This window comes from Porphyromonas endodontalis ATCC 35406 (genome assembly GCF_000174815.1).
GTDB classification, from domain to species: domain Bacteria; phylum Bacteroidota; class Bacteroidia; order Bacteroidales; family Porphyromonadaceae; genus Porphyromonas; species Porphyromonas endodontalis.
This window is the reverse complement of record NZ_ACNN01000016.1, coordinates 104,701-116,528: the sequence shown is the minus strand read 5'-3', so window position 1 is coordinate 116,528 and position 11,828 is coordinate 104,701. Positions and strand designations below refer to the sequence as shown.

10 protein-coding genes are annotated in these 11,828 nt (G+C 48.5%); 4 read left to right on the top strand and 6 right to left on the bottom strand.

Translation table 11 applies throughout. The annotated features are described in order from the left end of the window. Positions 1–237: 237 nt before the first annotated feature. Both hcp and ric read left to right on the top strand, forming a co-directional pair. Positions 238–1,890 (top strand): hydroxylamine reductase, encoded by a 1,653-nt coding sequence (gene hcp / locus POREN0001_RS03990; RefSeq protein ID WP_040580657.1) that lies wholly within the window; start codon positions 238–240, stop codon positions 1,888–1,890. A 20-nt stretch (positions 1,891–1,910) separates the two neighbouring features. Then, a complete protein-coding gene (ric, locus tag POREN0001_RS03985) occupies positions 1,911–2,657 on the top strand; it encodes an iron-sulfur cluster repair di-iron protein (protein WP_040580619.1) in 747 nt (248 codons plus the stop codon). A 28-nt stretch (positions 2,658–2,685) separates the two neighbouring features. Here the strand turns inward: ric and hcpR are convergent, their stop codons facing one another. The 6 genes from hcpR to POREN0001_RS03955 all read right to left on the bottom strand — a co-directional run bounded on the left by hcpR (position 2,686) and on the right by POREN0001_RS03955 (position 8,235). Continuing rightward, positions 2,686–3,375 (bottom strand): nitrosative stress-sensing transcriptional regulator HcpR, encoded by a 690-nt coding sequence (hcpR, locus tag POREN0001_RS03980; RefSeq protein WP_004333250.1) that lies wholly within the window; start codon positions 3,373–3,375, stop codon positions 2,686–2,688. A 107-nt stretch (positions 3,376–3,482) separates the two neighbouring features. Beyond that, entirely contained in the window at positions 3,483–3,989 is a 507-nt protein-coding gene (locus POREN0001_RS03975) for a threonine/serine exporter family protein (RefSeq protein ID WP_004333340.1), read from the bottom strand. 27 nt (positions 3,990–4,016) lie between these two features. Further along, the gene (locus POREN0001_RS03970; protein ID WP_004333257.1) at positions 4,017–4,799 is read right to left on the bottom strand and encodes a threonine/serine exporter family protein; all 783 of its coding nucleotides are present in this window, start codon (positions 4,797–4,799) and stop codon (positions 4,017–4,019) included. A 102-nt stretch (positions 4,800–4,901) separates the two neighbouring features. Beyond that, a complete protein-coding gene (locus tag POREN0001_RS03965; protein WP_004333274.1) occupies positions 4,902–6,266 on the bottom strand; it encodes an MATE family efflux transporter in 1,365 nt (454 codons plus the stop codon). Between the two features lie 44 nt (positions 6,267–6,310). Further along, entirely contained in the window at positions 6,311–6,712 is a 402-nt protein-coding gene (locus POREN0001_RS03960; RefSeq protein WP_004333173.1) for a rhodanese-like domain-containing protein, read from the bottom strand. A gap of 23 nt (positions 6,713–6,735) precedes the next feature. After that, positions 6,736–8,235 (bottom strand): potassium/proton antiporter, encoded by a 1,500-nt coding sequence (locus tag POREN0001_RS03955; RefSeq protein WP_004333207.1) that lies wholly within the window; start codon positions 8,233–8,235, stop codon positions 6,736–6,738. A 655-nt stretch (positions 8,236–8,890) separates the two neighbouring features. Between POREN0001_RS03955 and POREN0001_RS03950 the strand changes: the two genes are divergently transcribed. Then, positions 8,891–10,333: a leucine-rich repeat domain-containing protein gene (locus tag POREN0001_RS03950; protein WP_004333299.1), complete on the top strand. Its 1,443-nt coding sequence runs from the start codon at positions 8,891–8,893 to the stop codon at positions 10,331–10,333. Between the two features lie 45 nt (positions 10,334–10,378). Next, positions 10,379–11,818 (top strand): leucine-rich repeat domain-containing protein, encoded by a 1,440-nt coding sequence (locus POREN0001_RS03945; RefSeq protein WP_115321443.1) that lies wholly within the window; start codon positions 10,379–10,381, stop codon positions 11,816–11,818. Positions 11,819–11,828 lie beyond the last annotated feature (10 nt).

Sequence of the window (11,828 nt, the reverse complement as noted above, 5' to 3'; positions counted from 1 at the left end):
ACTACATGGATACTTCTCTTTTCTCTCATCCTTGCAATTGCTAATTAGCAACCAAATGATTGCTCACGAACTCTCAAACATAAGTCTGAAACTATTTTTTCCGTTCTATTTTATTGTTCTGTGCTTTTACATTTTTGAGAAAGGGGCAAAGTGTCGCATAGGCGACTTTTGAGGGAAGCGGGGCTATCTACCTTTGCCCCCGTAAAAGGAAATAACAAAGAAAAAGAAGACGAAGAAATGGAAAATAGAATGTTTTGCTACCAGTGCCAAGAGACGGCCGGCAATAAGGGTTGCACCCTCAAAGGAGTTTGCGGTAAGGACTTTACCACAGCCAACCTCATGGATTTGCTCATCTTCAACCTCAAGGGAATTGCCATTATCACTACGGCGGCGCGTAAAGCCGGAGTAGCATTGGATTATCGTACCGCTGATAAGACGATTATGGAGTCGCTCTTTGCTACGATAACGAATGCCAACTTTGACTACTCTTCCATCGCCAAGCGTGTGACCCACACCTTCAATCTCAAAAGACAATTGCGTGAGGAGGCTCTCTCTCTAGGCGTTGCGTTGCCCGATAACGAGGCCGTTACGATGCAGGGTACCCCCGAAGAGTACGACCAACTCGCCCTTGGCGTTGGGGTGCTCCGTGAGCAGAACGAAGATGCTCGTTCGCTTAAGGAACTTACCATCTATGGGCTAAAGGGACTCGCTGCCTATGCCGAGCATGCCGATCGCCTAGGCTACAATGACGATGAAATAAATGCCTTTACCGAACGAGCCTTGTGCGACGTTACAATGGGGCTCCTCTCTGTAGAGGAACTAACTGCCCTAGTACTTGAGACGGGTGCATTCGGAGTTAAAGTGATGGCACTCCTCGATAAAGCCAATACCGAGACCTACGGGCATCCCGAGATAACCGAAGTAAACATAGGTGTAGGCACTCGTCCCGGTATTCTTATCAGCGGGCACGACCTCAAAGATATGGAGATGCTTCTTGAGCAGACCGAGGGAACCGGAGTCGATGTCTATACACACGGCGAGATGCTTCCCGCTAACTACTATCCTAAGTTCAAGAAATACAAACACTTTGTTGGTAACTATGGGAATGCTTGGTGGCAACAAAGAGAAGAGTTTGAGACCTTCAATGGCCCTATCCTCTTTACTACCAATTGTATTGTACCACCTAAGGCGAATGCCTCTTACAAGGATCGTGTCTTCACGACGAACTCAACGGGCTACCCCGGCTTTAAGTACATAGAAGGCGATGAGCAAGGGAATAAAGACTTTAGTGAGGTCATAGCCTTGGCAAAAACCTGCCAGCCCCCTACGGAGATTGAGCATGGTACGATTGTGGGCGGCTTCGCGCATCATCAGGTTCTCAGCATAGCCGATAAAGTAGTGGAGGCTGTAAAGAGCGGAGCTATCCGCAAGTTCGTTGTGATGAGTGGCTGCGATGGCAGACAGAGCGGACGTAGTTATTTTACCGACTTTGCCAAGGCTCTCCCGCAAGATACGGTGATTCTTACTTCGGGTTGTGCCAAATACCGTTACAACAAGTTGCCTCTAGGGAATATCGGAGGGATCCCTCGTGTATTGGATGCCGGTCAGTGCAACGATAGTTACTCGCTTGCCGTGATTGCTCTCAAGCTGAAAGAGGTGATGGGGCTAGACGACATCAATAAACTCCCCATCGTCTATAATATCGCATGGTATGAGCAAAAGGCGGTTATTGTGCTCCTAGGTTTGCTGAGCCTTGGGGTGAAGAACATCCACCTCGGTCCTACGTTGCCTGCCTTCCTCTCGCCTAATGTGGCTAAAGTACTCGTCGATAACTTTGGCATTGCCGGTATCGGCACCGTAGAAGAGGACATTCAAAATCTCATTGCTTAACCCCTTTAACAGATATAATTATGGCTGGAATGAATTATAAGACCGCTACGGTTGGCGCTATCGCTGCTTACGACTACCGCGCCGTCCCCGTATTTCATCGCTATGGGATCGACTTCTGCTGCCACGGCGAGGAGCCCTTTATAGAGGCCTGTGCTAAGGCAGGGGCTTCGGTAGAAGAGGTGATTACAGCCTTGGATCAAGCACTCCAAGAGCAAAGTGAAGGATCTTATTCTTACGCTTTTAAGGAGTGGGACAAAGATCTTCTGATGGACTATATCCTCAAGGTACACCACCGATTCATCCGCAGAGAGGGCCCTGTAACGCTTCAGTTGCTAGACAAGGTGGCGAGCGTACATGGTGAGAATCATCCCGAATTGATGGAGGTGCGGAGTCTCTTTGCCGAGTCTTTGCTAGCCCTCGAAGAGCATCTCCAGAAAGAGGAGCAGGTACTATTCCCCTATCTATACGACCTCTTCGCAGCATTGGCGGGGGAAGGCACGTTGGGCTCTTTCCACTGTGGTTCGGTGGTTCACCCTATCGGAGTGATGCTTACGGAGCACGACGGCGAGGGCGAACGCTATCGCACGATTGCCGCTCTCACCAATGGTTATACCCCACCTGCGGATGCGTGCGAAAGTTATAAATTGGTTCTTCAGCGGATTGCTCGCTTTGAGCAGCAGCTACACGAGCATATTCATTTGGAGAACAATATTCTTTTCCCTTGGGCTATTGATAGCGAACCCGCATGTAATTGGGAAGGCCAATAGTTCGATTATATCTATATAATATGTGTGCTTACTCCAACCCTGCCATCCGGTGCGGTTGGAGTATTTCTATAGACTTACCCTCTACGCGGAGCAATCCCTCCTCTTCGAGTTGGGCGAGGCTACGTGCCAAGGATTGCCGGTTCACGCCAAAGCGATCCGCCAGCTCCTTCCACGACGAGTCTATTTGCAGTCGTTTGTTGCCCTCTTTTAGGTAGATTTGGAGCAGGTAGTCCGCAATTTTCCCTTGCAAGCTCCGTAGGGAGAGTTGGTAAATTTTGCCCATGAGGAAAACGCTGATATTGGAAACGATGCCGATAAAGTTCGTCATCAGTTGGGGCGATTGGTGCATAAGGTCTCGGAAGTCTTCCTTGCCCATCCTAAAAAGTATGCTCTCCTCGTTGGCCATAAGCGTTACGGGGAGGGCGTTGTCTTCGGCAAAAAGAAGGGCCGGAGCAACGATTCTCCCGGGTGTTAGCGTGTCCATCAGTAGTTGTTTGCCCGAGGTGCCCACCATTTCCGCCTTGATGCCGCCCTTGCCTACGATGCGTAGGTCGCGCAGTTTGTCCCCCCCGATGGCGTATAGTTCCCCCCGCTTTAGAGTCTCTTTTTTACAGGGGCACTGACGGAGCAGATGAGCCACCTCTTCGGTGCTCATCTTACCGGCAAGCCCGCTCTTTTGCCAAGCCTCCAATAATAGATCGAAATCTCCTTCTGTCATACTCTATACCGTTTACTTTGCAAATGTAACCAAAGGGGGAGAATAGGGCATCTTTTTTTGGGGGGAGGTGGCGAAGCCGTCTCTCGAGAGGGGCCGGCTTCGAGGGGTTACGAGTCCTTAAACTTCCTACGAGATAGCGTGTAAGAGCTTTTGTAGAGGATAAAGACGGGTAAGATACTACCTACTCCCAATGTGAAGATAACCGTAAGGGCTATTACAAAGTTGGTCTGGAAGTCTTGCATGTATTGCACGGCAAGAGAGGGCTCTTTGTGGTGTATTACAAAGAGTACCAAGCTCAAGACGGCATTGTAGCAATACATACCGGGGATCATGGGCAATAGGGCAGGGATATAGAGTACCGTCATGGGGATGTGTACCCACCAGCGCCCGAAAATATAACTACCAAAGCCGATAAATATAGAAGCCAAAAGGGATGCGCCCACGATGTCGACTCCGAGGTGATTCATCAGATACCAACGAAGTCCATGCCCTAGGGCGGCTAGTATTATGATGGGAGGGAAGCTCCTACGAGGGGGAACCGATACCGCGGCAAAGCCTACCGCAGCCATGCCTGCAAAAAAGGCATCTTGGAGCAAACTCAGTAGTATATCCATAGTGGTATTGAAACGGAGGTGAGGAGACTATATCTTGGCAATGCTACCGGTTGCAACAAGGAGCGTGATAGCCATACCGGAGGCAATCGAAAGGATGATCAAGGCTCCGTGGATAAGTCGGGAGGTCCCTGATAGGGTATGCCCTTCTACAATATCTATAATACCATTGATTAGAGGTACTCCCGGGATGAGGTAGAGCACTGAGGTAGCCAAGGCTGTGGGGCCGGTTTCGGTAGGGCAGCCCAGATAAATCCCGAGGGCCGGTATGGCGATGGAGATAGCGGCGGCTAGCGTAATGGCTACGTAGTGGTTTAGCCCCCTACCGATGAGGAATTTTCGTAGATAGAAGCCGGCTGCCGTATCGAGCGCCACAAGGAGGCAGGCAAAGAGGTCGCCACCAAAAAGGGCACAGAAGCAGGCATTAGACATGGAGATAAGGAGCCATGCTTGCCAAAAGGGTTGCCTATTGGAGTGGGCAAGTACCTCTTGGTATCGCTTCTCGGCTTCGTTTATAGAGAGCTTACGATCGTGGATTTCCCAGCTGAGGGCACTTAGATCGGAGTTGAGTACAAACTTTATTGGGAGTGTAGGTATATCGATAACTTCGGTGATAATATCCCCTGTTTCCTCGTCGCGTACGGTTAGGGTCATGGTCTTCATCGAGAGGTTGAGGTGCGTTTCGCAGCCTAGAGCTGTACCTATACGCTTAGTATTGCGCACGGTACGAGACGTATGCACTCCCGAGCCAATAAGACGAGCTGAATAGTCGGCAAGGAATTGAGCAATACGTTTAAGATGATTAACTGTCATATGCTGAAAGCTAAAATCCTATCAGTGGTTTACCTAAAATTTTTCGCTGCAAAGATACAGCTTCCTGCCCAATATCGGGTTGTATTGCCTACTTGTGGGTACTTAGCTTTTAAGCTGAAGGCTCTCCTTGTTGCAATTTTTATAAAAATCCCGATAGAGCAATATCCCTATGAGAGTAAGGCTGATGGGGAATGCACTCCACACGGCAAGTAATTGCCACTCAGGGTAGTTTGCCATCAAAACGAAAGCAAATAGGTAGCCCAAAATAGGAGCAACCAACAGATGGCATAGGATAGAAATAGGTACCAGCTTGCGTACATGCTCCAGACCTCTGAGGGCATTGGCGTAGACGATTTGCAGCATATCTCCCAATTGATAGATCACTACCGGTATCAAGGTAATGGCAACAAGGGGGGCCAGACGCTCATCGGGGTTAAAGAGCAGGCTTACTTTGCCTCGGATGGCAAAGATCACAATCATGGCAACGAATGCCATAACGATACCAATTTGATGGGCGGCTTGAGCTACGTTTTTGGCCTCTTGGTAGTCTTCTATGGCTCTGTAGTGGCTCACCCGTATGGCGGTTGCCGAGCCTAACCCGTAGTACATGAGAAAGCCGAGTACGGTTACCGTATTCACCACTTGGTGGGCAGCGAGCGCGAAACTACCGATGCGCGCTACAAAGATTACGGCGATGGTAAAGGAGGCTGTCTCCAGCCCCAATTGGATGGCAACAGGGGTGCCCAATAGGGTAAGGGGTTTGAGTATGGAGCGATCTAGGCGTCCTGCGAAGAATCCGTTCCGCTCTTTCCCTAGAGAGCGATCGGAAAAGAAGCTCAGCCCTAGGAGTACGACCATGGCAATACGGCTGATAAGCGTTGCGATACCGGCTCCGTACAGCCCCCACTCGGGTAAGCCCATGCGTCCGTAGATAAGTCCCCAATTGAGTAGAATGTTAATCCCTACACCGGCTATGGTGATGTACATAGGTAGGCGAGTGCGACTCATGCCATCGTAGAACTGCTTCAGCCCATTGAAGAGCATCGATACCACAAAACTAATGACCTGTAGGTAGTAGTAGGGTTGAGCTAGAGGCATCAATCGAGACTCCAAGTTGAAGAATTCGAGGAAGGGCGAGAGGCCTAGAGCGATACCCCCTAAGGCCAATGCCAGTAGGGTATTGAGCAGCATACTACCCTTGAGGTAAAGGCCTGCACGCTCCGGGCGGTTAAGCTTGTGCGACTCCGCAACGAGAGGGGTCAAGCCGTACGAAAAGCCCATTCCCAACACGAGTAATAGGTTGAGAAAGTTATTGACAAAGGCTGCTGCAGCTAATTCGTCTAGGCTATGATTACCCACCATAATGTTGTCGACAAAGCTGACTAAAACAATAGCAACTTGCCCGATCATGATGGGGATCCCTATCGAGAGTAGTGGTTTGTAGTGTGCGCGTTGGAGGCGTAGCATAGTGGAGGATCGAGGTGTGTTGGTGGGGGAGTGTATGCTCTTTTTTATTCGTGAGCGGAGTAGGCGAGATATCCTCCGGAGAGGTTGTAGATGGGACCCGAGAAGCCTGCTTCGCTGAGTTTTTGAGCTGCTATGGCACTCCGTTTACCTGAGCGGCAGTAGATGGCTATGGGCTTCTCCTTTTTCAGAAGTTGTGTAGCTTTTGGGATGAAATCTTCGGCCAAAACATCTATGTTAATGGCGTTCCCGATATGCCCTTCGTTGTATTCTTTTGGGGTGCGAGCATCTACCAGTTGTATGTCGGGTCGCTCTATTATTTTCTTGAAAGTGGGCACATCGGTATTTACGATTTGAGGAGAGTTCCCTTTTTTGGGGAGCGTGCAACCCAAGATAGCTCCAATTATAACTAAGGCTACAAGGCTGATGAAAATGTAATTGCTGTTCATAGGGGTAGTATATCTGTACTTTGTTATTGTAATAGGCTCTTTCGAATGCGCTCTATGAGTTGGTGGTGTCCGTCGTCGCTTGCGGACTGCTGGGAGTGCTCCGAAACGATAAGTAGAATATCTCCCACATGAAGTTTGAGCGCGCCCTTAGGCACAATAAATCTATTTTTGCGCCGTACCAATATAACAAGTTCAGTCTCTAATAGTTCGATTTGACGCAGTTCATCCCCTTTGGCAAGCATCTCTTTGCGTACTTCTCTCTCCTGCATTTGCGTCCCCAGTTCGTCGGGGATCTCTACACCTATAAAGTTCCCCTCGGGGGGAGCCGGCTTTGCCAATCCTAGTAGTCGAGCCATGGGGGTAATGGTCATTCCCTGGATGAGTAGGGAGAGAAGAGTTACGATAAAAACGATGTTGAACAGAATAGAGGATCCCGATACGCCACTCACCACCGGATAGGTAGCAAAGATGATCGGAGCAGCTCCACGGAGTCCCACCCAAGAGAGAAAGCCCTTGCCCTTGAATCCCAAGCGGCGGAAGGGGAGGAGGGTGATATGCACAGCCAGAGGGCGACCTACCACCATCATAAAGAGCGCAATGAGTACGCCCAATACGCCCACGGAGAGTAGTTCGTTGGGGTTGACAAGCAGCCCTAGCATGATAAAGAGGATGATTTGCACGAGCCAGGTGATGCCGTCGAAGAAGTGATTGATGCTACCCCGGTGGCGCAACTTGGCATTCCCCAATACAATTCCCGTGATATAAACGGCAAGGTATCCATTCCCTTGGATTATGTTTGTAAGGGCAAAAGAGAAGAAGAGAATGCAGAGCAGCATAATGGGGTAGAGGGTACGGTTGGGGATTTCTGTGCGATTGACCAACCAGACCGCCAACCAACCGAAAAGTAGCCCCAAGGCTCCCCCTAGTACAAATTGCTGGACGAAGTGTAGTAGTAAAGCCCCTATCGAAAGTTCCGATTGTTGCAAAAATCCGATGAGCGCAATGGTGAGCATATACGCCATAGGGTCGTTACTCCCGCTCTCTAGCTCTAGGATGGGTTTGAGATTGTGCTTGAGGTGTACACGTTGAGAGCGCAGTAGAGCAAAGACAGAGGCACTGTCGGTACTCGACATGGTGGCTGCCAAAAGGAGCGAGAGCGGAAGACTCAGCGTTACCCCAAGAGCAAAGTCCTTAGTGAGTAGGTAGATAAAAAGTCCGGTAAAGAGGGTCGTAAGCAGTACCCCGAGGGTAGAGAGCAATAGCCCCGGTAGCATAATGGGGCGGATCTCGCGCAGCTTTGTGTCCATCCCTCCCGTAAAGAGGATAATGGCCAAGGCCACCATGCCAATGTGTTGTGCTATCTGTGCATCCTCAAATTGGAACCCGAATCCATCACTCCCGAAGAGCATTCCCGTAAAGAGAAAGAGCAAAAGGGCCGGAATGCCATACCGAGAACCCACTTTCCCGATGATGATACCCGCAAATACGATAACCGATGCGAGTAGGATGAGGTATTCTATCATGCCCTGCAAAGATAGCAAAAAAATCACCCTGTGGAGGGGTAACCTGCTAGAGGAGAGAGGAAAGGGGGGAGAGGTCTGGGGTAGAATAGTATATGAGAGGGGTGGTTTTGAGAATCTCGGTGAGACGAGGAGAAAAGGTAGCTAAAGGGGGAGGTCGCTTTTCTTTTTAGGTCTATTCTCCTGGGAATGCAGGGCAAAAACGGCTCCGAAAACTGCCTGATTTCCCAAACTTTTTAGGCTGGTTTTGAGGTGTAAAATTAGCTGTGGAACGAAATTTTCTTGCCCTATTTCGCTCGAATTTTAGGGCAGCGTTTTTAGCGCGTTTCACACGGTGGTTTCCTCCCCCTCCCTCCATACCCATTTTGGGAGAAGACTTTAGGGTACGGCTGTGTGTATGGAAATAATTTGTAATCTAAGAGGTTTTTGGTGAGTGTGAGGTAGGCAAAGTGGCTGAATTTCCCCTCCTTGGATATTGTAGATATATAATAAATGTATATATTTGCACCATATTAGTGACATGCAGAAGGCGATTTGTTCCCTGATGGGCTTAATGTAAAAGATGATTTCTAGTAGGAAACGGTAGGTATGGAGCGGAGGATGCGAAGGTCTCTACCTCTGTTGCCGTATTTGTTTATGGAATAAAACACACAGAGAAATGATGAAAAGAAGACTGATATTTCTATTGCTCTTTTTGGGGCTGGTCTGTTCTCCTGAGGTATGGAGTCAGGAGGGTTTCTTCGATGCGAGGGTGAGCAGGTATGGTGAGTTGGAGCAAGTTTTGGGCGACAAGTGGAACACCATAGATTCGTTGGTGGTGCATGGCCCCATCAGTGCTCCCGATTTCAAAACTATAGTTCGTTGCGCAAAGGATGGAAATCTGCGAATCGTCAATTTGCAGTATGCGCAGGTTGAGAACCACAAGATCCCCGACGAAGCTTTTGTTGATAGAGATTGGTATACTTCCGGTCACTATTTGGACATTCGTCGCATCATTCTTCCTGATGATATTACGGAGTTTGGGGCTTTTGCTTTTACGAGGATGACGTTGAGTCAGATCAATCTTCCCTCTTCGTTGCGTAAGATGGGGCACTTTTGTTTTGATGGTAATCGATGGCTTGAAGGAGACCCTTTGGTAATTCCTGAGGGCGTGACAGAAATTCCCACCCGATGTTTTGCCCGGTGTAATAGTATTAAAAGGATTATTCTACCCTCCACCCTCAAAACCATTAATATGTTGGCATTCTATTACGTAAGGGTAGAGGAGATGAATTTCCCCGAGGGGTTAGACAGCATCGGCTTGTCCGCTATATATGCTACACATCTTAGGGAGATAGTTCTACCCAATACCGTCAAAAGGGTAGGAGATTCGTCTTTTTCCAACAACCTGAAACTAAAGAGAATTGTCCTGCCCGAAGGGTTGACCGAGATCCCAGAATGTTTTTTGTCTTTATGCGATATGTTGGAGGAAGCGAACATCCCCACAACTGTTACAAAAATTGGTCGTAGTGCTTTCCAGTGCTGTTCCGAGTTGAAGGTCAATCAGCTTCCTCCGAAACTGAGGTGGGTTGGCTACGACGCATTTGATTCCTGTCCCCTTGATTCGATTGTTTTTCCCTCTACTGTGGAGTATATTGAAGGCGGGGCATTTAGAGACCTGCATCATCTTCAGAAGATATATTCTCTCTCTCCCAATCCTCCTCATTGTACCGAAGATCATGCGAATCCTGGGATGGGTCCATTTCATGGCTTTACTCCCAATGATATTCCTGTTTACGTCCCTATCGGCTCAGGGGAGAAGTACCGGCAGGCATTCGGCTGGAACTACTTCACCAATATTATAGAAACGGATAAGTTTCCCTTAGGGGTAGAGCCTCCATTGGTGGAGGGGGTTGGGAAGTACACGGTATATGGAAGGGATGACAGTCTCATTATCGAGCTTCCTGAGGAGCCTTCGTCCCCCATTCTCTACTCTATCTACACAGTGGAAGGGAAAACGATAGCTCAGGGATACCTCACGGGCTCTCACGTGCTACAGCTCCCGTCAGGGGGTGTTTATGTAGTGCGAGTTGGCACTTCTATTCACAAAGTATCTCTGTAATCCCTCATGCTCTGTAGATTTATTTAGGATGTAAAACATATGAAAATGATGAAAAGAAGAATAGCTCTTCTACTGTTGTCTCTTATCTTCGTTTGTTCTCCAAAGGTGTGGAGTCAGGAGCGTTTTTTTGATGCGAGGGTAAGTGGATATGGCGAGTTGGAGCAGGTTTTGGGCGACAAGTGGAACACCATAGATTCGTTGGTCGTACATGGCCCCATCAGTGCTCCCGATTTCAAAACTATAGTTCGTTGCGCAAAGGATGGAAATCTGCGAATCGTCAATTTACAATATGCACAGATTGAGAACCATAAGATTCCAGATTCTGGATTCGTTGACTGGAACTGGTATACTTCCGGACACTATCTAGACATTCGTCGCATCATTCTTCCTGATGATATTACGGAGTTTGGCTACTGTGCATTTATAGGGTTGACGTTGAGGCAGATCAATATTCCCTCTTCCTTGAGAAAATTAGGGGCAAGTAGTTTTGAGGATAATCGATGGCTTGAAGGAGACCCTTTGGTAATTCCTGAAGGCGTGAAGGAGATACCTATTCGATGTTTTCAGTGCTGCGATAGTCTTAAGAGGGTTGTTCTGCCTTCCTCCCTTAAGACCATTGACCTACTTGCATTCTATTACGCAAGGGTCAAAGAGCTGAACTTCCCTGAGGGGCTCGATAGCATTGGATTCTCCGCTATATACGCTACTCATCTCACGGAGATTGTTCTGCCTAGTACGGTAAAGAGAATAGGAGGTGCTGCCTTAGCTGACAACAAACGGCTAAAGAGGGTTGTCCTACCTGAAGGACTTAACGAAATTCCCGAAAGACTTTGCGGATTATGCCACAATTTAGAAAAGATTAATATTCCCGAATCTGTAACCAAGATAGAGAGGAACGCTTTTCAGTTATGCTATAAACTTAAAACCGACATTCCATCAAATTTGACTTGGGTAGGTTGGGATGCTTTTGATTATTGTGCTCTTGATTCGATTGTTTTCCCCTCTACTGTGGAGTATATTGAAGGCGGGGCATTTAGAGACTTGAATCACCTCCAGAAGATATATTCTCTCTCTCCCAATCCTCCTCATTGTACCGAAGATCATGCGAATCCTGGGAAGGGTCCATTTCATGGCTTTACTCCCAAGGACATTCCTGTTTACGTCCCTATCGGCTCAGGGGAGAAGTACCGGCAGGCATTCGGCTGGAACTACTTCACCAATATTATAGAAACGGATAAGTTTCCCTTAGGGATAGAGCCTCCTTTGGAGGAGGGGCTAGGGAAGTACACGGTATATGGAAGGGATGGCAGTCTCGTTATCGAGCTTCCTGAGGAGCCTTCGTCCCCCATTCTCTACTCTATCTACACAGTGGAAGGGAAAGCGATAGCTCAGGGATACCTCACGGGCTCTCACGTGCTACAGCTTCCGTCAGGGGGTGTTTATGTAGTGCGAGTTGGCACTTCTATTCACAAAGTATCTCTGTAATCTCATCTCT

What these genes read in the sequence shown, in the direction of transcription:
- hcp (WP_040580657.1), top strand. Translation starts at nt 238, where the DNA reads ATGGAAAATAGAATGTTTTGCTACCAGTGCCAAGAGACGGCCGGCAAT.
- POREN0001_RS03970 (WP_004333257.1), bottom strand. Translation starts at nt 4,799, where the DNA reads ATGACAGTTAATCATCTTAAACGTATTGCTCAATTCCTTGCCGACTAT.
- hcpR (WP_004333250.1), bottom strand. Translation starts at nt 3,375, where the DNA reads ATGACAGAAGGAGATTTCGATCTATTATTGGAGGCTTGGCAAAAGAGC.
- POREN0001_RS03950 (WP_004333299.1), top strand. Translation starts at nt 8,891, where the DNA reads ATGATGAAAAGAAGACTGATATTTCTATTGCTCTTTTTGGGGCTGGTC.
- POREN0001_RS03965 (WP_004333274.1), bottom strand. Translation starts at nt 6,266, where the DNA reads ATGCTACGCCTCCAACGCGCACACTACAAACCACTACTCTCGATAGGG.
- POREN0001_RS03945 (WP_115321443.1), top strand. Translation starts at nt 10,379, where the DNA reads ATGATGAAAAGAAGAATAGCTCTTCTACTGTTGTCTCTTATCTTCGTT.
- POREN0001_RS03955 (WP_004333207.1), bottom strand. Translation starts at nt 8,235, where the DNA reads ATGATAGAATACCTCATCCTACTCGCATCGGTTATCGTATTTGCGGGT.
- POREN0001_RS03960 (WP_004333173.1), bottom strand. Translation starts at nt 6,712, where the DNA reads ATGAACAGCAATTACATTTTCATCAGCCTTGTAGCCTTAGTTATAATT.
- ric (WP_040580619.1), top strand. Translation starts at nt 1,911, where the DNA reads ATGGCTGGAATGAATTATAAGACCGCTACGGTTGGCGCTATCGCTGCT.
- POREN0001_RS03975 (WP_004333340.1), bottom strand. Translation starts at nt 3,989, where the DNA reads ATGGATATACTACTGAGTTTGCTCCAAGATGCCTTTTTTGCAGGCATG.